The sequence below is a fragment of the Micromonospora sp. CNZ280 genome, assembly GCF_011759515.1.
The window spans coordinates 910,442-929,292 of sequence record NZ_JAAOYP010000003.1; the positions used below are offsets into that span (position 1 = coordinate 910,442).

Genomic DNA, 18,851 nt, shown 5'->3' on the forward strand with positions numbered 1-18,851 from the left:
ACCGGCGGGCCGGGGCGTCGATTCGTGACTCAGGCCGTCGGCTCCCGGCGGGTACGCGCGAACGCCAGCCCGCCGAGCAGCAGGCCCGCCGCGCCGGCGACCAGTCCGGCGATGCCGAGGCCGGTCGCCAGGCCCACGCCCTCGGCCTCGACCGCGTCGTCACCGTCGTCGTCCGCCGGGGCGGTGGGGCTGGCCGACGCGCCGGCCGCGGTGAGGGCGAGCACCGGCGCCGGGTTCTCCGGCTCCTCGGCGCCGGGCGTCGGCTCCTCGATCCAGCGCTGCACGTTGCCGTCGGAGTAGGTCTGCAACGTCTTGAAGACCATCCGGTCCACCTGCGGCAGCGGCCCCAGCGAGACCGGGAACTCCTGGAACTCGCCGGGCTTGACCCCCGCGTTCCCGGCGGCCGTCCAGGTCACCTTCGACACCACCTCGCTGAGCTGGCTGCCGTGCACCTCCACCGGCGGGTCGACCTTGCGCCTCTCCACCGCCACCGTCCAGCCGGGCACCGGCATCGTCGACACCGAGCCGACCGGGGCGTTCTCCGGCAGCACCACCTCCACCTTGGTGGTGGACGCCGTGTCGCTCTCGTTCGGCACCCGGAACGCGATCCGGGCGTACCCACCCTGTGTCGCGTCCTTCGGGTTGACCGTGACGTGGGCCGACGCGGGCGCCGCGAAGCCGAACACCGCGGTGGCGACGGCGCCGAACGCCAGCGCGGCGGCGGCAGTGAAGGAACGCCGGTGACGGATCATGGACGGGGACCTCTCTAACGGATCGGCACGGTGGCGGTCACCGTGGCCTGGTCGATGTCGGACGTACGGGCGGTGACGCGCAGCTGCCACTCCCCCGCCGCCGGCAGGTTCATCTCGCCGGTCGCGTGGTTGTCGGTCAACGGCAGCAGCGGAACCTCGATCGGTTCGATCCCGGCCGACGGCAGCGCGGCGGTGGCCTTCCACTCGACCACCGGCTGCGGCCGGTTGTCCTGCGTGTACGCGTAGAAGTGCACGGTGTTGTTGCCCCGCTCGGCCGGGTCGATCTCGATCTGGAGCGAGAAGAGGGAACTCGACACGGTGGTCGAGAAGTAGCCGGCCTCGGAGCCGGCCACGTCGGTGGCGGCGGTGCGCGCCGGGGTGGTCTGCACCAGGATCGCGGTCACGCCGAGTACCACCGCGGTGACGGCCAGCTCCACCCAGACCGCCCGGCGCACCTGTCCCGGCCGCTCCACCCCGGTACGCCGGCGCACCAGCTGGCGGGAGTACGCGGCCACCCCGATCACCAGCGCGAACAGCGCGATCTTGGCCAGCACCAGCCGGCCGTACGTGGTGTCCACCAGGGCGCCCGGGGTGGCCACCTCGATCAGCGCCTGGACGGTGCCGGCGAGCAGCAGCGCGGAGACCGCCAGCGCCGCCCAGCGCGACCAGATCGGCAGGATGGCGCCCAACTCCCGCTCGTCAGCCCGGGGCAGCAGGAAGCCGGCGAGCATCACCAGCCCGCCCAGCCAGACCGCCATGCTGCCCAGGTGCACCGCGTCGACGACCACCGACACCGCCGGCGCCGGCGAGGCCGCCGGGTGCCCAGCCACCGGCCAGGTCAGCAGCGCGGCCCCGCCCAGCACGCCCAGGATGACCAGGTCGGCCCGGCCGACCGGCCCGGCCAGCAGCGGGCGGAGCAGGAACGCCGCCGCGGCCAGCAGACCCAGCCGGACCAGGTGGGCGGCGCCGAAGGTGCTGCCCAGCACCGCGCTCAGCCCCTCCCCGGTCACGTCGAAGAGCCCACCGCCGGCCGTGTACGGCACCTGGAGCAGCAGGTTCGCCACGGTGGAGAGCGCCACCAGGCCGAGGCCGGCCCAGACCAGCCGGGCCGGGCCCCGCCGGGACAGCCGCCGCGGCCAGAGCGCGGCGAGCACCAGCGCCGGGCCGACGAGCAGCAGCAGCCCGACGTAGCCGACGTACTTGGCGACCTTGACCGCGGTGCCGACCACCGGGTCGGCGCGGCTGTCGTCACCCGTGTCGACCGGAGGCGCCGAGGGCGCGCCGACCGAGTAGGTGAACGCCCCGGAGACCGGGTGACTGTCGGCGGAGATCACCCGGAAGCTGACCAGGTAGGTGCCCCGCCCGGCGGCCGGGTCCACCGGGATGGTCACCACCGAGCCCTCGAAGGTCGGCTCACCCCGGTCGGCGCGGTCACCGTCCGGGGCGATCACCCGGATCTTGCCGGGCACCTTGCGTACCGACTCGCTGAACGTCAGCACGACCTCGGCCGGGGCGCTCGGCAGCACCGAGGAGGAGACCGGGCTGCTGCTCACCAGCACCGCGTGGGCGCTGGCGGGGCCGGCCGGGGCGATCAGCAGGGCGACGACGGCGACCAGCAGGCCGGCGGTGGCGGTCAACCGGGCGGACCAGCGGCGGATGGCGACAGTCATGCCGATCATGCTCGCCGACGACGGCCCGCCGCGGCGACCCGGCGTCACCCGCGCCCCACCGCGACTGCCGTCGACAACGGCCGGTCCGGCTCGCCGCTGACCCGGCCGAGCGCCCAGAGCAGGCCCGCCTGGACCACGGCGGCCAGGTGGCCGACCTCGTGCACCAGGGCCGTGGTGGAGTTGGCGATGTCCACCGCACTGGTGCCGGCCAGGCAGACCGCCAGCACCAGAGCCACCGGCACGAACGCGCGGGCCCGCTCGGGCCGCCAGGCGGCCAGCGCGAAGCCGACCGCCAGCGCCACGTCGAACGACGCCATCTCCCGGCTGGTGTGCGAATCCACCGACACCCCCAGCCCGGCGAGCAGGATCGGCAGCGCGATGGCCAGCTGAGCGACCGCGGCCACCGCGACCGCCACCCGCAGCAGCTGCCGGCGGGCGCGCGCCGCGGCCGCCGCCGTCCGCCCGGCGGCCAGCGGGTCGGCGGCGACCGCCGCCAGCACCGAGGCGGTCAGATCCGGTACGGCCACCGCCCGCACCCGCACCAGCCGGGTCACCCGCTCGGCCCGGGCGAGCCAGTCCCGGCAGCCCGGGCAGCCCTCGGTGTGCGCGTCCAGCGCCGCCGGCGCCGTCCGCGGATCCACGCCGTCCAGCCGCGCCGACAGCGCCGCGCGTACGTCGTCGCATGTCATGAGCGGGTAGTCGGCCCGGGATCGGGAAAAGTTCCCGGCGTGGCGCAGGACATGGAAGGGCCGAAGGACCCTCCCGCCCGGCACGGCGCCGCGTAACCTGGTCTGTCGTGATCCCCGCACCGCGCGACGCCACCGCCGCCGGTCCGGCCGACCCGGCCGGTGCCGCCCGGCGGGAGTCGGCGACCGGCTGGGCGCTCGCCGCCCGCGACGGCGATCCGGTGGCCCAGGCGGCGTTCGTCCGGCTCACCCAGGCCGAGGTGTGGCGCTTCGTCGCCGCCCTGGTCGACCCGGACAGCGCGGACGACCTCACCCAGGAGACGTACCTGCGGGCGTTCCGGGCGCTGCCGTCGTTCGAGGGCCGCTCCAGCGCCCGCACCTGGCTGCTCGGCATCGCCCGCCGCACCTGCGCCGACCACCTGCGCGCCGTGGTGCGGCGGCGGCGGCTCAACGAACGGCTGGCCAGCCACGCCTGGACCGACCGGCCGCACCCCGACCCGGCCGGCCACCTCGGCGCCGCCGACCTGGTCCGCCGGCTGCCCGCCGAGCGGCGCGGCGCGTTCGTGCTCACCCAGTTGCTCGGCCTGTCGTACGCCGAGGCCGCCGTCGTGGAGGGAGTGCCGGTGGGCACCATCCGCTCCCGGGTCGCCCGGGCCCGCACCGACCTGGTCGAGGCGGTCGGCGACGCCCTCGCCGGGTGATCCGGGAACTTCCAGCGGAGCCGGAACGACCAATGACCGTGACCGCACCGAGCATCCGGGCCGCCCGCTGGCCGGCCCTCCGGCCCTGGCTCGGCATCGCCGCACGGCTGGGCCTGGCCGCCGTCTGGTTGCTCGCCGGCGGCTCCAAGATCGACGATCTGGCCGCCTCCGGCCGCGCCGTGCACGCCTACCAGATCCTGCCTTACGACGTGGCGACCGCGGTCGGCGCCGCGCTGCCGTTCGTGGAGCTGGCGCTGGGCGTACTGCTGCTGCTCGGGTTGGCCACCCGGCTCGCCGCCGGAGTCTCCGCGGCGCTGCTGGTGGTCTTCATCGCCGGGATCGCCTCGGCCTGGAGCCGGGGCCTGGCGATCGACTGCGGCTGCTTCGGCAGCGGCGGGCAACTCGCCCCGGGCCAGGCACCGAGCTATCTCCCGGAGATCCTCCGGGACCTGGGATTCCTGGCACTCGCCGGGTTCCTGCTGATCTGGCCCCGCACGCCCGTCTCGGTCGACGGCTGGCTGACGGGCGACGCACCCGTGGAGGACGAGGATGAGTAGTCGCAAGGCGCAGAAGGGGGCGGCCCGGGTGGTTCGCGAACAACTCGCCCGGGAGCGGCGCCGCAAGCGGACGCTCTGGGTGTCGATCGGTGCCGTGCTGGTGCTGGTCGTCGCCGGCCTGATCGGCTGGAGCCTCTACTCCAGCCAGCAGGCCGACGAGTTCACCGCCCCGCCGGGCGCCAACGAGCCCGGCACCGGCGTCGTGCTCGGCGCCGGACCGGTCACCATCGACCTCTACGAGGACTACCTCTGCCCGGCCTGCAAGCAGTTCCAGCAGGTCAGCGGCGACACGATCGACCAACTGGTCAGCGAGGGCAAGGCCAGGGTCGTCTTCCACCCGGTGGCCTACCTGAACCGCTTCTCCACCACCGACTACTCCACCCGGTCGTCGGCCGCCTCCGGCTGCGCGGCGGAGGGCGGCAAGTTCAAGGAGTTCACCGACGTGCTCTTCGAGCGGCAGCCGCCGGAGGGTGGCGCCGGCCTCAGCGACGACGAGTTGATCGACATCGGGGCGGGCGTCGGGCTGGACCGGGACGACTTCGGCTCCTGCGTGCGGGACGGCACGTACGAGCCGTGGACCGAGCACGTCACCGAGGAGGCCAGCAAGGCGAACGTCACCGGCACCCCGACCATCCTGGTCGACGGCAAGCCGGTCGCCGACCGCAGCCCGGAGGGGATCAGGGCGGCCGTGGAGGCGGCCGGGAAGTGATCCGTGTCCTGCTGACCCGCGCCGGGCTGGTGCTCGCCGGGGCGCTCACCGCCATGCTCGCCACCGCCGCGCCGGCCGCCGCGCACGGCGCGGACGCCCCGGACGGCACCGACTACCGCAGCGCGGTCACGTCGGTCACCCCGGCCCGGCCGGGGCTGAGCGTACGGGTGGTGGAGGCGGGCGCCCGGTTGCAGCTGACCAACACCGGTGACGCCGCGGTGGAGGTGCTCGGCTACTCCGGCGAGCCCTACCTGCGGGTCGGCCCGGACGGGGTGTACGAGAACCGGCGCTCCCCCGCGACGTACCTGAACCGGACCATCGCCGGCGACACGAAGCTGCCGGCCGAGGCCGACCCGGCCGCCGCGCCGGACTGGCGGCTGGTCGACGACTCGTCGACGGTGCGCTGGCACGACCAGCGAGCGCTCTGGCGCGAGTCGGCGCCGCCGCCGCAGGTGCGGGCCGCCCCCGACCGGGAGCACCGGGTGCGGGACTGGGTGGTGCCGCTGCGCGCCGGCGGCGAGCCGGCGGAGATCCGCGGCACGCTCGACTGGGTGCCGCCGCCGGACGCGTACCCCTGGTGGGCGGCGACCACGGTCGGGCTGCTCGCCGTGGGCGCACTCGGGCTGCTCCCGGCCCGGTCCGCGGCCGGTGCCCGGGCGGTGGCCGGGCTCGGCACGCTGCTGGTCGCCGGCGGGCTCGCCGCCGTCGTGTTCACCGTCGGCCGCGAGGTCGACGCCGGCGCCCGGGGCGTCGGCGGGCTGCTCACCGGCCTGCTGGGCGGGCAGGTGTGGGCGTTGCTCACCGGGCTCGGCGCGATCGCCGCCGGGGCCTACGCGCTGGCCCGCCGGCCGGCCGCCGACTTCGCGCTGGCGCTGGCCGGTGCCTGCCTGGCGCTCTTCGCCGGGGTGGCCAACGCGGCGGTCTTCGCCCGCGCCGTCGCCCCGGTGCCCTGGCCCGGCAGCACGGCCCGGCTCCTGGTCGCCCTGGTGCTCGTCGCCGGCGCCGGCGCCACCGCGGCCGGCGCCCTCCGCCTGCACGCCGCCTCCCGCCAGCGCACCCCGACCGCCGCCCCCACCCACCGCTGACCGTCCCGGCCTGCCTGCGGTCGCACGGGCGCCGTGGCACGGCTCGGGATGCCGCCGCGAGCGTTGCGCCGCCGGCCGTCGAACTGGGCGCTGGACGGCCGTTGCCCGGCCACCACCCGCGCGCCACCCGGGCGGGGTCAGCGCGGGGCGGGGGTGAAACCGTACGGCAGCTCCAGCCGGTGCCGGCCGAGCAGGTCCGGGTCGGCCAGCAGGTCGGCGGTGGGGGCGTCGGCCACGATCCGGCCGGCGTCCAGGATCACCGACCGCTCGCACAGCTCCAGCGCGTACGGCAGGTCGTGGGTGACCATCAGCAGGGTGACCGGCAGGCCGCGGAGGATCTCGGCCAGTTCCCGCCGGGCGGCCGGGTCGAGGTTCGACGAGGGCTCGTCGAGCACCAGGATCTCCGGGTGCATGGCGAGCACGGTGGCCACCGCGACCCGGCGACGCTGGCCGAAGGAGAGGTGGTGCGGGGCCCGGTCCCGGTGTTCGCCCATCCCGACCGCGGCGAGGGCCTCGTCCACCCGGGCGGCCAGCTCCGCGCCGCGCAGCCCCAGGTTGGCCGGGCCGAACGCCACGTCCTCGGCCACGGTCGGCAGGAAGAGCTGGTCGTCCGGGTCCTGGAAGACGATCCCCACCCGGCGGCGCACCTCGGCGAGGGTGGCCCGGTCCTGGCTCACCGCCAGCCCGCCGACGCGCACGCTGCCCTCGGTGGGCGTCAGGATGCCGTTGAGGTGCAGCACCAGCGTGGTCTTGCCGGCGCCGTTCGGCCCGAGCAGCGCCACCCGCTCGCCGCGCGGCACGGTCAGGTCGACCCCGTGCAGGGCCACGTGCCCGTCCGGGTACGCGTACCGCACGCCACGGACGTCCAGGCTGGGAGGTGTCGGCTGCACGACACCGATCATCTCAGCACGACGGCAGTGGCGGCGACGGCGGCCGCCAGGACCGGCACGGTGGCCGCGACCAGCCACTGCCCGGCCGTCGCCGCACCGGCACCCTGCCACACCGCCGGCATCCGCCCCGAGTAGCCGCGCGACAGCATCGCCAGGTAGACCCGCTCGCCCCGCTCGAACGCGCGCAGGAAGAGCGCCCCGACGCCGGCGGCGAAGCCGCGCAGCTGCCAGAGGAAGCGTGGGTCGTCGCCCCGGGAGACTCGTGCCACCCGCATCCGGCGGGCCTCGCCGACCAGCACGTCCAGGTAGCGCAGCATGAACGTCGCGATCTGGGTGAGGATCTGCGGGCAGTGCAGCCGGTCCAGGCCGACGATCAGGTCCCGGGTGGTGGTGGTCGCGGCCAGCAGCAGCGAGGCGAGCACGCCCAGCGTGCCCTTGGCGAGGATGTTCCATGCCCCGTACAGGCCGTCCTCGGACAGCCGCAGGCCGAGCAGCTCGACCCGGTCACCGACGCCGAGGAACGGCAGCGCGACCGCGAACAGCACGAACGGCAGCTCGATCAGCGCCCGGCTGAGCAGCCAGCCGGGACCCACCCGGGCCAGCGCCGCGACCACCGCCACCAGCAGGGCGTACGCGCCGAACGCCCAGAACGCGGTGCGCGGGGTGGCCACCACCGCCAGGGTGAAGACCACCATCGCCACGATCTTGACCTCGGGCGGGAGCCGGTGCACCGGTGAGCCCGACTCCCGGTACAGCACGTGCGCGTGTCCGGCGCCCATCGTCGTACCGCCGCTCAGCCGGCGGTACCGGCGCGCTGCCGCCCGTCGACGGCCGCACCGGAGGCGCCGTCGGCGGCGGCTCCCCCGGCGGCCGCCGAGCCCCGGCGGCGGACCAGCCAGAAGGCGCCGCCGGCCACAGCGAAGGTGAGCAGCACGCCGACCACCCCGGACAGGCCGGTGGAGAGGAACTCGTTGTCGACGCCCGAGACGCCGTAGTCGGCCAGCGGGCCGCCGATCTCGTGCTCCCGCTCCGCCCGTGCGGGGCAGTCGCCGCCGGTGATGTTGTCGTCGGCGTCGAACGTGCAGCCCTCGCGCAGCGACGAGTCCAGCCCGTCCGGGTGCGACGAGGCGAAGTTGCTCACCAACCCGGCCAGCAGCAGGGCCACCAGCAGCCCACCGACGACGAACCCCCAGGAACGCTTCCTCACCGGACACCTCCGACGGCCGGGACGGGCGCCGGCGCTGCCGGCTTCAGGGCGCGCAGCGCATAGACGAGGTCGGGCCGCACCTTGGCGACGGTGACCACCGTGGTCGCGGTGATCAGACCCTCGCCGATGCCGATCAGCAGGTGCGCGCCGGCCATCGTGCCGGCCAGGCCGCCCAGGTTGCCGCCCAGGTCGGTGGTGCCGCCGAGCCAGTACTGGCCGACGAAGCCCATCGCCGCGACCACCACGCTGACCAGGGCGGAGACGAACGCGGTCACGCCGAGGCCGGCGGGGGTGCGCGGCAGCACCCGCAGCAGCAGCGCGATCAGCAGGTACGCCGCGGCGGTACCGAGGACCGCCATGTTGGTGATGTTGAGACCGAGCATGGCCACCCCGCCGTCACCGAAGACGAGCGCCTGCACGACCAGCACCACCGCCACGCAGAGCGCGCCGACCCACGGGCCGACCAGCATCGCGGCGAGCGCCCCACCGAGCAGGTGGCCGCTCACCCCGGCGGTGAAGATCGGGAAGTTGAGCATCTGCACGGCGAAGATGAAGGCGGCGACCAGGCCGGCCATCGGGGCGAGCCGGTCGTCCAGGTCGGCTCGGCCACGCAGGACGCAGAACGTCATCGCGACCAGCGCCACCGCCGCGAACACCGCGGCGACGGGACCGTCGATGATCCCGTTCGAGATGTGCATCGCCAGGGTTTCCACGCGACCTCCCACGCGACGGCGGGCCTCTCCACGCCGGCAGGCTCAGCCTATTTCCCGCACCGTGCTGTTGCCAATATGTGGCAACAAGCCATGGTCTTGATCACGGCCACCCCGGGCGCCGGGCCCGGCTCGCGGAACCGGGGGCGACGCGGCGACACCCCGCGCTCCGTCCCGGGCCCGGCTCGCCGTCGGGGCGACCCGCTGGGGTGACTGCCGCGCGAAACCGGCCGGTCGGCCGCCCGGCGCCACCGGCCCGGCCGGCCCGGGCGGCGGTAGGGTCTCAGCCATGACCGCGCCCGAGCGACTCTCTCCCGGCGACCCCGCGCCCGAGTTCAGCCTCCCCACCGACACCGGGGACACCCTCACCCTGGCCGACCTGCGCGGCCGCAAGGTCGTGCTGTACGCCTACCCGGCGGCCATGACGCCCGGCTGCACCAAGCAGGCCTGCGACTTCCGCGACTCGCTCGCCTCGCTCCAGGCGGCCGGCTACGAGGTGGTCGGCATCTCCCCCGACAAGCCGGCGAAGCTGGCGAAGTTCCGCGAGCGCGACGCGATCACTTTCCCGCTGGTCTCCGACACCGACAAGAGCGTGCTCAGCGCGTACGGCGCCTACGGCGAGAAGCAGATGTACGGCCGCACCGTCACCGGCGTGATCCGCTCGACCTTCGTCATCGACGCCGACGGGAAGATCGAGCGCGCGCTCTACAACGTCAAGGCCACCGGACACGTCGCCAAGCTGCGCCGGGACCTCGGGCTGGACTGAGGCTGTCGTACCGGGCCACTACGGTGCGTACGTGGTCCGGTACAAGTACACCCCGGAGGCGCTCGCCGCCGCGGCGGCCGTCGCGCGCAGCGTCACCGAGGTGATGCGGCTGCTCGGAGTGCGGATTAGCGGCGGCTCGCACGCGCACATCAGCCGCCAGATGAAACGCTTCGGCATCGACACCTCCCACTTCACCGGCCAGGCCCACAACCGAGGCGGTCGCGGCCGCCGGATCCCGCCGCCAGCGCTGCTGGTCAAGTTGCCGGAGGGCGCGCGACGGATCCCCGGCGCCCGGCTCAAGCGTGCCCTCGCGGCGATCGGTCTGCCGGAGAACTGCGAGGCCTGTGGCGTCGGGTCGACGTGGCAGGGCACCCGGCTGACCCTGCACGTCGACCACATCAACGGCGACTTCCTGGACAATCGGCCACACAACCTCCGGTTGCTCTGCCCCAACTGCCACAGCCAGACGGCCACCTACGCCGGCCTCCGGCGGCCCGCGGTCGTCGCACCTGACGTGGTTTACGATCCTGAGGCTGTCACTCCAACCGGCTTCCCCATCGGCAGGCGACTACCCAGGCCGCCAGAATCGCCTTGGAAGCTGGTGGAATACAGCATGAAGGGGCCGTAGCCCAACTGGCAGGAGGCACACGGTTTAGGTCCGTGACAGTGCGAGTTCGAATCTCGTCGGCCCTACTCACCATCCTGTCCGATCAACGAGGGCAGGTGGTTGAACATCGCGCCACAGCCATCCGGTGGAAGCGGATCGCTCTCGGATGCGCGCATCCCTGTCGGAAGCGTCACGATCGCGGGCTGCCGGACCGCCGTCCGGGCCAGGATGGCGGGCGTGAGTCTGCGTTTCGTCCTCGACCCCGAGCTGACCCCCGAGCTGCGCGAGCAGATCGTCGCGCTCTGGGTCGACGTCAGCAACGCCGGCGGTGCCGTCGGTTTCGTGGCGCCGGTGACGGCGGCCGAGGTCCGCGCCACCGCCGATCCGACGTTCGCCGGCATCGTGGGCGGCCCGGACCGCCTGCTGGTCGGGTACGCGGGCGAGCGGCTGGCCGCCGTGCTGATCTTCAGCGACAACCGGTTCGACCTGAAGGCGCACTGGTGCGTGCTGAAGCGGGTGATGGTGCACCCGGACACCCAGGGCCGCGGGTACGGCGCCGCGCTGATGCGCGAGGCCGAGCGGCTGGGCCGCGAGCTGGGCTGGGAGGCGCTGCACGTGACGCTGCGCGACGGTCTCGGCCTGGACCGGTTCTACCGCGGCCTCGGCTACCGGGAGATCGGGCGGCTGCCCGGCGCGCTGCGCGTCGCACCCGGCGACGACCGCGACGAGATCCTGATGTGGCTGGACCTCGTCGACCGCCGCGGCGCCGCCTGACCAGCCCGGCACCGAGCGGCTGGTCCGCCGCCGGCCCGGCCGGGTCGGCGCGGTCGACGGTCCAGCTGCGCGCCGGCTCAACCCTCGTCCGGTCGGGTCTGCCGGCGAGTGTGCAGGTGCAGGTCGCGGAGCAGGCACACCTCGGCCAGGTGGTGGATCAGCTCACGGTTGATGTGCAACACCAGCGCCGCCAGCGGTTGCTCGGCGTACGGTCCCTCCGCCTCCCCGCACGGGCGGGCGAGGGGCACCGGCTCCCAGAAGTACTCGTCGTCGGTGAGCCCGTCGAGGCGGTCGCGCAGCTGCCTGGTCCAGTGCCAGGCGAGTTGGTCTCGGAGCAGCGGGTTCCAGGTCTGGTCGGTCATGGACCCAGCCTCCCGCTGATTGCGGACAGAAACGTTCCGTGAGCCGTGCGACGATGTGCGGGTGACCGTCGAGGGGACGACCGAGCGGGTGCTGCGGTTGCTGGCCCTGCTGCAGCGGCGGCCGTCCTGGACCGCCGCCGAGATCGCCGCCGAGTTGGGCGTCACCGACCGTTCGGTGCGCCGCGACGTCCAGCGGCTGCGCACGCTCGGCTATCCCGTGCACGCGACGGCGGGCGTCGGCGGTGGCTATCAGCTCGGCGCGGGTACCCGGCTGCCGCCGTTGCTCCTCGACGACGAGGAGGCGATCGCCACGGCGGTTTCCCTGCGGCTGGCCTCCGGCGGCACGGTCGCCGGGGCGGGCGAGGCGGCACTGCGGGCGCTCGCCAAGCTCGACCAGGTGATGCCGGCCCGGTTGCGCGCCGAGGTGCGGGCGGTGCACGGCGCCACCGCGACCCTGGTCGACCCCGGCGTCGAGATCGACGCGGAGCTGCTGGTGACGCTCGCCCGGGCCTGCCGGGACGCGGTGCGGGTGCGGTTCCGGTACGCCGGCCGCGACGGCGGGGAGCGCAAGCGCACGGTCGAGCCGGTGCGGATGGTCACCACCGGCCGCCGCTGGTACCTGATGGCCCGGGACGTCGACCGCGACGGCTGGCGCACCTTCCGGCTGGACCGGATGCGCGAGGTGGTGGCGACGACCTGGCGCTTCCGGGTGCGGGAGCATCCGGATCCGGTCGCCTACGTGCAGCGGTCCGTCACCGAGGCGCCGTACCGGTATCTCGCCCGGGTGCGGCTGCACGCCGGGCCCGACCGGGTGCGGGAGCTGGTGCCGCCGCAGGTGGGGCGCGTCGAGGACGATCGCGACGGGTGGTGCGTGCTCGTGGTCGGCGGGGAGAACCTGGACTGGCTCGCGGCGCAGGTGGCCCGGCTGGGCTTCGAGGCGGAGGTGTTGGAGCCGCCGGAGCTGCGGGAGGCCGCCGCCCTGCTGGCCCGCCGCCTGGCGGCGATGGCCGGGAGCGGTGCGACTGTCAGCCCGTGAGCTGCCGGGCGTGTAGCAGCCGGGCGCAGCTCTCGGCGAGTTGCCGGATCGGCTCGGCGGCTTCGGGGCGGGTGCGCAGCGCGTCCTCCAGCCGGACCCGCCACAGTCCTGCCTCGACCAGCAGCCGGTCGCCGTCGGTGTTCCAGCTCAGCCGGTCCCGGGTCTCCCGCAGGGACTGTTGGTAGCCGGGCCCGAGCAGTTCGCCGAGTCCGGCGCCGAGCCGGTCGAGGACGGCGTCGTCGGTCACCGCCCGGACGAGCACCCGGGCCGCGTCCCACGCCACCCGGGGTTGGTGGATCACCGGCATGTCGGCTCCTTCGTCGGTGCGACCGTTTCGGTCATCATCGATCCGCACCGGGCCGCCGGCAAGCCCCTGAACGGCGACGTCGCGGCGGCCGGTCAGCCGTCGACGCGTACCGGGTCGCCGACGGCCACGGTGCCGGTCTGCGCGGGCACGAGGTGGAGTCCGAACAGCAGCTTCTGCTCGACCTTGCGGTGGCGGGCGAGGGTGCGCAGCGGTTCCTTTCCGCGTACCCCGGTCTCCTGGTCGGTGGTGGTGACCACGCAGCGGTCGCAGTGCCCGGCGGCGCGGAAGCGGACCCCGCCGATCTCCAGCGGTCGCCCGGCCCAACCGTCCTCGGCCCAGGCCGGGGCGCCGTCGACCACCAGGTTGGGCCGGAACCTGCTCATCGGCACGGGCTCCTCGCCGGCCTCGGCGAGCCAGTCGTTGAGCGCGGCGAGCGAGGCGGTGCTGGTCAGCAGCAGCGGGTAGGCGTCGGCGAAGCTGACCTGGTCGCCGGTGTCGTACTCGCGGTCGCCGGCGGGGATGTGCCGGGTCGGCTCGGCCAGCCAGACCAGCCGGACCGGCCGGTCGAGCAGCCCGCTGAGCCAGCCGTCGGCCGCCGGCCCGGCGGGCAGCGCCGGGACCGGCAGCTTCCGGCTGCGGAAGGTCCGCACCGCTACCGGTGCGCCGCCGGCCGGCTCGGGCACGTCCAGGTCGGGCCGGCCCGGCGCGCGCAACAGCAGGCCGCCGTCGCGCACGGTGGCGCGCAGGGCGACCAGGCGGGTGCTCTCCCGCTGGGTGACGCCGACGCCGGCGGCGTCGACCACCATCCAGCGCCGGTCGCCGGCCAGGCCCCACGGTCGCACCCGGGCGTCGTGGTGGTCGAGCCGGTGACAGCCCTTGACCGGGTACGTGTGGATCCCGCTCAGCCGCATCGGATCACCATGCCACGCCGATGCCGTCTCCCGGGTACCAGTGGTTGGCCGGGGTCTCCCGGTAGGCGAGAAATCGCCGGCCGGTGCGTTCGGCGTGCTCGGCGAGGACGTTGGTGGCGGTGACGTTGTCGGTGAGCAGCAGCGCGTTCGGGGCCAGTCTGCTCTCCACTGCCTCGAACTCGCGCCTCTCGTGGGCCCGGCTGTGGTCGCTGTCGTGCAGGAAGAGGTCGACCGGGCGGTCCAGCGCGGCGATGGAGGCGATCGAGTCGCCGATCACCAGGTCGACCACCTCGGACCAGGGCGCGGTCCGGGCCAGGTAGCCGGCCTCGGGGTTGATGTCCAGCGAGGTGACCCGGCCGGGGTGTCCGTCGGCGGCGTTGCGCAGCAGCGCGGCGGCGAGCACGCAGCTGCCGAGTCCCTTGTCGACACCGGTCTCCACCACGTGGGCCGGGCGGGTGGCCCGGACGATGGCGTACCAGCCGATCCGGCGGGCGTAGCGGACCTGCCTGTCGGCGAGACCGCGGCGGGCGGCGCCGGCGGTTGCCTGCTGGATGTGCTGGCGCAGGGTGTCGTCGGACTCGATCTCGTCGAGGTACGCGCGGACCTGCTTGACCGGGATGTCGCAGACCACGCTGACGAACCAGGCGAGGTGGTGGCGGCTCAGCTTGGTCAGGTCGTAGGTGTAGTTGTGATGTTCGCGCGACGTGAGCAGCCAGCGCGCCGAGGTGCGCAGCACCTTGGCGTCGTGGCGGGCGACCCGGGCCAGCCGCTTGGGGAAGGCGGCCACCGGGGCGAGTGGGGTGCGGGCGATGGCCCGTCGGAGCTTCGTTGCGTCCACCGGAGCGTTGTACCAGCCCGAGGGAAACGGCGGGTGTGAAAGTTTTCATTCACCAGGCGGGCTCGTCGGCACGAACGGTGGGTACGCGAGCCGGAACCGGAATCAGTAGCATCGCGGCATGCGTCATCGCCAGGAGTACGCGGAGCCCGAGACCCGGTTCTTCGACGAGCAGTCGGCGCCGGAACCGACCGAGCAGCCGCGGCCGCGGCGGCGCCGGTGGCGGAAGATCGCGCTGATCACCTTCCTGGTGGTGGCGCTGCTCGGTGGCGGCACCGCGATCGCGGGCGGACTCTACCTCCGTTCGGTCGAGTCGGACATCGACCGGGTCGACGCCTTCAGTGGCGTGCCGGAGGCGGAGCGGCCGCAGGCGGTCGCCAGGGGCGCTCTGAACATCATGATTCTGGGCAGCGACTCGCGCGATCCGGAGAACACCACCGGCTCGCGGACCGACACCATCATCGTCGCGCATCTGCCGAAGGACCGGTCGAGCGCGCAGCTCATCTCCATCCCCCGGGACACCTGGGTGCGTGTACCGCGGTCGAAGGACGGTAACCACGGCGGGCGGGACGCCAAGATCAATGCAGCCTTCGCCTGGGGCGGGGTACCGCTGATGGTGCAGACCGTGGAGAAGTTCACCGGCGTCCGGATGGACCACGTCATGATGATCGACTTCGCCGGGTTCAAGGAGATCATCGACGCGTTGGGCGGCATCGAGGTCGACGTGGAGAAGACGTTCACCTCGATCCACCCGCCGAGGCGCACCTTCCAGAAGGGCGTGCAGCGGATGGACGGTGAGGCGGCGTTGGACTACTCGCGGCAGCGCCAGCAGTTCGCCGACGGCGACTTCGCCCGCATCCGGCACCAGCAGCAGGTGATCAAGGCGATCCTTGACAAGGCGGTCTCCGGGGGCATCGTCACGAACCCGGCCCGGCTCAACTCGTTCGTCAAGGCCACCTCCAGCGCGGTTTCCGTGGACGAGAAGATGTCGCTGCTCAGCATGGCGACGGACCTGCGCGGGCTGCGTGGCGGCAACCTCACCTTCCTGACCAGCCCGACGAAGGGCACCGGTCGGGTCGGCACCGAGAGCGTCGTGTTCGCCAGCACGGAGAAGGTCGGGCCCTTCTACGACGCGGTCCGCCGCGACGCGGTGCCGGAGATCCTGTCCGCCGCAAAGTAGGAAGGTGGACTGGCCTGTCGGCTATGGCGGCAGGACCGGACCGGTCGTATCCTGCGGTCGCCCTCTGCGTCGTGACACGTGACCAGGGGCTTCACGGGGGAAGGGTCAACCATGTCAAGTCAGCCGGTGACGAGCCCTGCCGCACCCACGCCGCACCTCGGCGACGTGGCGCAGCGGACGGCAACGCCGCCACACAACGCCGTTGCTGACCAGGATGTCCTGGTGCCGGCCGGTCCGGAGACCGACGACCAGGAGGCCGACCCGCGCTCGGGTCTGGACACGACAACGGTCCTGCCGTACGCCAAGTCCCGGGCCGCGTCCGGGACGAGCTGGCTTCGCGCCTGGATGATGACGCTCCCCATCGACGTCGCCGCGCTGGTCGCGCCGCTGTTGCTGTCGCAGAACTACTGGCGTGGGACGCTCGCCAACGCCGCGCTCACCGTGGCCATCTTCGCGGCCGGCGGGCTCTACCGGGCGCGCCGGCACGTGAGCATCCTCGACGAACTGCCGAGCCTCTGCGGGCGGCTGCTGGCCTCGGCCGCGGTCGTGGCCATCATCGCGGCGGAGCGTCACTCCTCGGTGGAGTACGTCGGTGGGTTCATGCGGGGCGTGGCGCTGTCGGCGGTGCTGGTGATCCTCGGCCGGACCGTCAGCAGGTCGCTCACCAAGCTCGTCCGCAAGCGCCGGTGGGTGGAGCACAACGCCATCATCATCGGCAGCGGGCCCATCGGGCTCGAGCTCGCCCGGCTGCTGCGCCGCTACCCCCAGTACGGTCTGCGGTTCGTCGGGTGCGTCGACGTCCCGTCGCGCCAGGGCACCGGGGTGCTTCCGATGAGCGGCACCCTGGACGACCTCGAACACCTGATCCGGCTGGTGGACTGCGACGTCCTGGTCATCGCCGACCCGGACTGCCCCGAGTCCGCCCTCATGGAGACCCTGCTACGACCGCGCAGCTCCTCCTGCGACCTCTGGGCCGTGCCGCGGCTGTGGGGCTCCCGCTCCCACGGCGGCTACCCGGATCACATCGGAGCGATCCCGATCGTCAAGATCGGCGACATCTCCCTCTCCGGCCCGCGGTGGGCCATCAAGCGGGCCTCCGACGTGCTGTTCGCCGCGGTCGCGCTGATCGTGCTGAGCCCGGTGCTGCTGCTCTGCGCCGTCGCGACGTTCATCGACGGTGGCCGTGGCATCTTCTTCTACCAGGAGCGGATCGGCCGGTACGGCAAGCCGTTCAAGGTCATCAAGTTCCGGTCGATGCGGCCGGTGAACGAACAGGAATCCCAGACGAACTGGTCGATCGCGCACGACAAGCGGGTCGGTCCGATCGGCCGGTTCATGCGCCGCACCTCGCTGGACGAGCTGCCCCAGCTGTGGAACATCCTGCGCGGCGACATGAGCGTGGTCGGGCCGCGGCCCGAGCGGCCGTACTTCGTCGAGAAGTTTTCGGCGGAGTACCCGACCTACGCGGCTCGCCACCGGGCGCCCGTCGGCCTCACCGGGCTCGCGCAGGTCAGTGGCCTGCGGGGCGACACCCCGATCTCCGACCGGGCGCGGTTCGACAACTACTACATCGAGAACTGGTCGCTCTGGCTGGATGTCAAGGTCGTGCTGCGTACGGTCACCGAGGTGTTCCGCGCCGGGGGTCGTTGACCCGGGCGGCCAGTCAGTGACGCACCAGCGCCCCGGCTCGGGCGGAGGCGCTGGTGCTCACGGGTTACCGGTGGGAGGCGGTCCGCCTCGACGACGTCGAGCGGCGGGCCGCGTTCGCCTCAACGAGGGCCCGGGTGGCGGCTTCTGCGCGCTGACCGACGACAGGATCACGGCATGCCGGCCGGATCCCACCTCCGCGCCGCCGACGATTGCTGAACTGCTTCCCGGTGCCGGTCGGCAACCTCGTCGGCACGCGGCTCGCCGGCGGTCCCGGGCGCAGGCACGGTCACGGGCGCAGGCACGGTCACGGGCGCGGGCGCGGGCACGGTCACGGGCGCGGGCTCGGCCGCCCGCGGCGTGGGCACGCGCGCGGCAGGTACGGCGAGCGCGGCGTCGGCCGCGCGGATGCTGTCGAGCGACCGGAGAAGGGCCCGCCGCAGCCGTTTCGCGGCCGGGCGTTCGACCAGCCGGTGGACGAGGTACGCGAGCAGCAACAGCCCGGCGATCGTCGCCCCCAGCAACACCCACGCGGGAAGGTACGGCCGGGCCGCGGCGATGACGGTCAGGCCGATCTGCGCGTGCAGCAGGTACAGCGGGTAGGTGAGGGCGCCGGCGGTGGTCAGCCATCCCCACCGGATGCGGTCGGACCTACCGTTCGCGATGACCGCCATGACGACGAAGAAGACCGTGACGCAGGCTGCAGCGGGCAGGAAACTGCTCGTGTCGTACGTGTCGATCTCGGCCCACAGGCGGGAGATAGCGATGATCCACGAACACCCGACAATGCCCCACAGCAGTGCGTTCGCCCCGAACCGGTACATCAGGTAGAAGGCGATTCCGGCGATGAAGTACTGGGCGTAGCCGCGCCCGAGGAACATGGAGACCGCGGCGTTGTTCGCCCACGGGGCGGCCAGTGACGCCAGCGTCCACAACGCACAGAACGCCACCACGCGCCGGACGGTCACCCCACGCGCCACCACCACGAGCGCGAACAACACGTAGAACAGCAGTTCCACGGAGAGCGTCCAGTAGGCCTGCTCGACGTCGGGGACACCCATGAGCGACTGCAGCATGGTCATGTTGACCAGGACGTGGGTCCAGTCCCGGTGCGTGGCGAAGACCGGAAACAGGACGAGGACCGTGGTGGTCGCCACGACAGCGAACCAGTACGCGGGGTAGAGCCGAACCACCCGCGCGACCGCGAACTCCCCCACGGAGCGGCCCCAACTGCTCATGCAGATGACGAAGCCACTGATGAGGAAGAACATCTCCACCCCGAGCCAGCCGTACGCCGCCGCGCCGGCCAGCCCGGGGAAGAGCTGATCTGTCGGAGCCCGCCAGGCGTCGTCGCGCACGCCCTCCCCGTGCAGGAGGTGGTACACGACGACCATCAGCGCAGAGAACAGCCGCAGACCGTCGAGCACGACGAGGCGATCGTGCCCGGCACGCCGGACGG

The 18,851-nt window shown here is 73.5% G+C and carries 22 protein-coding genes and 1 tRNA gene; 11 read left to right on the top strand and 12 right to left on the bottom strand.

From position 1 onward, the window contains the following. Positions 1-29: 29 nt before the first annotated feature. From FHX32_RS25970 to FHX32_RS25980, 3 genes are read right to left on the bottom strand one after another with little or no spacing between them, the layout of a single operon-like run. Entirely contained in the window at positions 30-752 is a 723-nt protein-coding gene (locus FHX32_RS25970; RefSeq protein WP_167188479.1) for a YcnI family protein, read from the bottom strand. 14 nt (positions 753-766) lie between these two features. Further along, a complete protein-coding gene (locus FHX32_RS25975; protein ID WP_167188482.1) occupies positions 767-2,431 on the bottom strand; it encodes a copper resistance protein CopC/CopD in 1,665 nt (554 codons plus the stop codon). 35 nt (positions 2,432-2,466) lie between these two features. Then, positions 2,467-3,111 carry a zf-HC2 domain-containing protein gene (locus tag FHX32_RS25980; RefSeq protein WP_167188486.1) on the bottom strand — a complete coding sequence of 215 codons (645 nt, stop codon included), beginning with the start codon at positions 3,109-3,111 and terminating at the stop codon, positions 2,467-2,469. 107 nt (positions 3,112-3,218) lie between these two features. Here FHX32_RS25980 and FHX32_RS25985 point away from each other — a divergent pair, with 107 nt between their 5' ends. From FHX32_RS25985 to FHX32_RS26000, 4 genes are read left to right on the top strand one after another with little or no spacing between them, the layout of a single operon-like run. Beyond that, positions 3,219-3,809: a sigma factor gene (locus tag FHX32_RS25985; protein WP_167188489.1), complete on the top strand. Its 591-nt coding sequence runs from the start codon at positions 3,219-3,221 to the stop codon at positions 3,807-3,809. Positions 3,810-3,841: 32 nt separating this feature from the next. Beyond that, positions 3,842-4,366, top strand: coding sequence for a MauE/DoxX family redox-associated membrane protein (locus FHX32_RS25990; protein WP_167188492.1), 525 nt, complete (start codon positions 3,842-3,844; stop codon positions 4,364-4,366). After that, on the top strand, positions 4,359-5,075 hold the full coding sequence (locus tag FHX32_RS25995; RefSeq protein WP_167188495.1) for a thioredoxin domain-containing protein: 717 nt from the start codon (positions 4,359-4,361) through the stop codon (positions 5,073-5,075). The genes FHX32_RS25990 and FHX32_RS25995 overlap by 8 nt, the downstream gene beginning before the upstream one ends. Then, complete coding sequence (locus tag FHX32_RS26000) at positions 5,072-6,160, top strand: hypothetical protein (protein WP_486481321.1); 1,089 nt, start codon at positions 5,072-5,074, stop codon at positions 6,158-6,160. Before FHX32_RS25995 ends, FHX32_RS26000 begins: the two co-directional genes overlap by 4 nt. A gap of 137 nt (positions 6,161-6,297) precedes the next feature. Here the strand turns inward: FHX32_RS26000 and FHX32_RS26005 are convergent, their stop codons facing one another. The 4 genes from FHX32_RS26005 to FHX32_RS26020 are packed head-to-tail and all read right to left on the bottom strand — an operon-like array spanning position 6,298 to position 8,970. After that, positions 6,298-7,062: an ABC transporter ATP-binding protein gene (locus FHX32_RS26005; RefSeq protein ID WP_167188498.1), complete on the bottom strand. Its 765-nt coding sequence runs from the start codon at positions 7,060-7,062 to the stop codon at positions 6,298-6,300. After that, positions 7,059-7,829: a cobalt ECF transporter T component CbiQ gene (gene cbiQ / locus FHX32_RS26010; protein WP_167188501.1), complete on the bottom strand. Its 771-nt coding sequence runs from the start codon at positions 7,827-7,829 to the stop codon at positions 7,059-7,061. The genes FHX32_RS26005 and cbiQ overlap by 4 nt, the downstream gene beginning before the upstream one ends. Before the next feature lie 14 nt (positions 7,830-7,843). Further along, positions 7,844-8,257 (bottom strand): PDGLE domain-containing protein, encoded by a 414-nt coding sequence (locus tag FHX32_RS26015; RefSeq protein WP_167188504.1) that lies wholly within the window; start codon positions 8,255-8,257, stop codon positions 7,844-7,846. Further along, a complete protein-coding gene (locus FHX32_RS26020) occupies positions 8,254-8,970 on the bottom strand; it encodes an energy-coupling factor ABC transporter permease (protein WP_167188507.1) in 717 nt (238 codons plus the stop codon). Before FHX32_RS26020 ends, FHX32_RS26015 begins: the two co-directional genes overlap by 4 nt. A gap of 286 nt (positions 8,971-9,256) precedes the next feature. On the opposite strand from FHX32_RS26020, the gene bcp reads away from it, so the two are divergent. The 4 genes from bcp to FHX32_RS26040 all read left to right on the top strand — a co-directional run bounded on the left by bcp (position 9,257) and on the right by FHX32_RS26040 (position 11,114). Then, the gene (bcp, locus tag FHX32_RS26025; RefSeq protein WP_167188510.1) at positions 9,257-9,733 is read left to right on the top strand and encodes a thioredoxin-dependent thiol peroxidase; all 477 of its coding nucleotides are present in this window, start codon (positions 9,257-9,259) and stop codon (positions 9,731-9,733) included. A gap of 31 nt (positions 9,734-9,764) precedes the next feature. Continuing rightward, positions 9,765-10,361 carry an HNH endonuclease signature motif containing protein gene (locus FHX32_RS26030; protein WP_208419200.1) on the top strand — a complete coding sequence of 199 codons (597 nt, stop codon included), beginning with the start codon at positions 9,765-9,767 and terminating at the stop codon, positions 10,359-10,361. Next, positions 10,352-10,426, top strand: a tRNA-Leu gene (locus FHX32_RS26035). Before FHX32_RS26030 ends, FHX32_RS26035 begins: the two co-directional genes overlap by 10 nt. Before the next feature lie 151 nt (positions 10,427-10,577). Beyond that, positions 10,578-11,114 carry a GNAT family N-acetyltransferase gene (locus FHX32_RS26040; protein ID WP_486481322.1) on the top strand — a complete coding sequence of 179 codons (537 nt, stop codon included), beginning with the start codon at positions 10,578-10,580 and terminating at the stop codon, positions 11,112-11,114. Positions 11,115-11,191: 77 nt separating this feature from the next. On the opposite strand, the gene FHX32_RS26045 is transcribed toward FHX32_RS26040, so the two are convergent. Further along, a complete protein-coding gene (locus tag FHX32_RS26045; protein ID WP_167188516.1) occupies positions 11,192-11,476 on the bottom strand; it encodes a hypothetical protein in 285 nt (94 codons plus the stop codon). Positions 11,477-11,537: 61 nt separating this feature from the next. On the opposite strand from FHX32_RS26045, the gene FHX32_RS26050 reads away from it, so the two are divergent. Then, positions 11,538-12,512, top strand: a complete 975-nt coding sequence (locus FHX32_RS26050; RefSeq protein WP_167188519.1) for a helix-turn-helix transcriptional regulator — start codon at positions 11,538-11,540, stop codon at positions 12,510-12,512. On the opposite strand, the gene FHX32_RS26055 is transcribed toward FHX32_RS26050, so the two are convergent. The 3 genes from FHX32_RS26055 to FHX32_RS26065 all read right to left on the bottom strand — a co-directional run bounded on the left by FHX32_RS26055 (position 12,502) and on the right by FHX32_RS26065 (position 14,568). After that, positions 12,502-12,819, bottom strand: a complete 318-nt coding sequence (locus tag FHX32_RS26055) for a hypothetical protein (protein WP_167188522.1) — start codon at positions 12,817-12,819, stop codon at positions 12,502-12,504. The two genes, FHX32_RS26050 and FHX32_RS26055, sit on opposite strands and share 11 nt — an antisense overlap. 92 nt (positions 12,820-12,911) lie before the next feature. Further along, complete coding sequence (locus FHX32_RS26060) at positions 12,912-13,730, bottom strand: MOSC domain-containing protein (protein WP_167188525.1); 819 nt, start codon at positions 13,728-13,730, stop codon at positions 12,912-12,914. 4 nt (positions 13,731-13,734) lie between these two features. Next, positions 13,735-14,568, bottom strand: coding sequence for a class I SAM-dependent methyltransferase (locus FHX32_RS26065; RefSeq protein WP_167188528.1), 834 nt, complete (start codon positions 14,566-14,568; stop codon positions 13,735-13,737). A 118-nt stretch (positions 14,569-14,686) separates the two neighbouring features. On the opposite strand from FHX32_RS26065, the gene FHX32_RS26070 reads away from it, so the two are divergent. Then, positions 14,687-15,745 (top strand): LCP family protein, encoded by a 1,059-nt coding sequence (locus FHX32_RS26070; RefSeq protein WP_167188531.1) that lies wholly within the window; start codon positions 14,687-14,689, stop codon positions 15,743-15,745. Between the two features lie 345 nt (positions 15,746-16,090). After that, entirely contained in the window at positions 16,091-17,395 is a 1,305-nt protein-coding gene (locus FHX32_RS26075; protein ID WP_208419403.1) for a sugar transferase, read from the top strand. A gap of 167 nt (positions 17,396-17,562) precedes the next feature. Here FHX32_RS26075 and FHX32_RS26080 read toward each other — a convergent pair whose 3' ends face one another. Then, positions 17,563-18,819: an acyltransferase family protein gene (locus tag FHX32_RS26080; RefSeq protein ID WP_167188537.1), complete on the bottom strand. Its 1,257-nt coding sequence runs from the start codon at positions 18,817-18,819 to the stop codon at positions 17,563-17,565. Between the last annotated feature and the right edge of the window lie 32 nt (positions 18,820-18,851).

Bases quoted from the DNA above. Each gene is read 5' to 3' on its own strand.
- FHX32_RS25970 (WP_167188479.1), bottom strand. From the start codon at position 752: ATGATCCGTCACCGGCGTTCCTTCACTGCCGCCGCCGCGCTGGCGTTC.
- FHX32_RS25975 (WP_167188482.1), bottom strand. From the start codon at position 2,431: ATGATCGGCATGACTGTCGCCATCCGCCGCTGGTCCGCCCGGTTGACC.
- FHX32_RS25980 (WP_167188486.1), bottom strand. From the start codon at position 3,111: ATGACATGCGACGACGTACGCGCGGCGCTGTCGGCGCGGCTGGACGGC.
- FHX32_RS25990 (WP_167188492.1), top strand. From the start codon at position 3,842: ATGACCGTGACCGCACCGAGCATCCGGGCCGCCCGCTGGCCGGCCCTC.
- FHX32_RS25995 (WP_167188495.1), top strand. From the start codon at position 4,359: ATGAGTAGTCGCAAGGCGCAGAAGGGGGCGGCCCGGGTGGTTCGCGAA.
- FHX32_RS26005 (WP_167188498.1), bottom strand. From the start codon at position 7,062: ATGATCGGTGTCGTGCAGCCGACACCTCCCAGCCTGGACGTCCGTGGC.
- cbiQ (WP_167188501.1), bottom strand. From the start codon at position 7,829: ATGGGCGCCGGACACGCGCACGTGCTGTACCGGGAGTCGGGCTCACCG.
- bcp (WP_167188510.1), top strand. From the start codon at position 9,257: ATGACCGCGCCCGAGCGACTCTCTCCCGGCGACCCCGCGCCCGAGTTC.
- FHX32_RS26045 (WP_167188516.1), bottom strand. From the start codon at position 11,476: ATGACCGACCAGACCTGGAACCCGCTGCTCCGAGACCAACTCGCCTGG.
- FHX32_RS26055 (WP_167188522.1), bottom strand. From the start codon at position 12,819: ATGCCGGTGATCCACCAACCCCGGGTGGCGTGGGACGCGGCCCGGGTG.
- FHX32_RS26060 (WP_167188525.1), bottom strand. From the start codon at position 13,730: ATGCGGCTGAGCGGGATCCACACGTACCCGGTCAAGGGCTGTCACCGG.
- FHX32_RS26070 (WP_167188531.1), top strand. From the start codon at position 14,687: ATGCGTCATCGCCAGGAGTACGCGGAGCCCGAGACCCGGTTCTTCGAC.
- FHX32_RS26075 (WP_208419403.1), top strand. From the start codon at position 16,091: ATGATGACGCTCCCCATCGACGTCGCCGCGCTGGTCGCGCCGCTGTTG.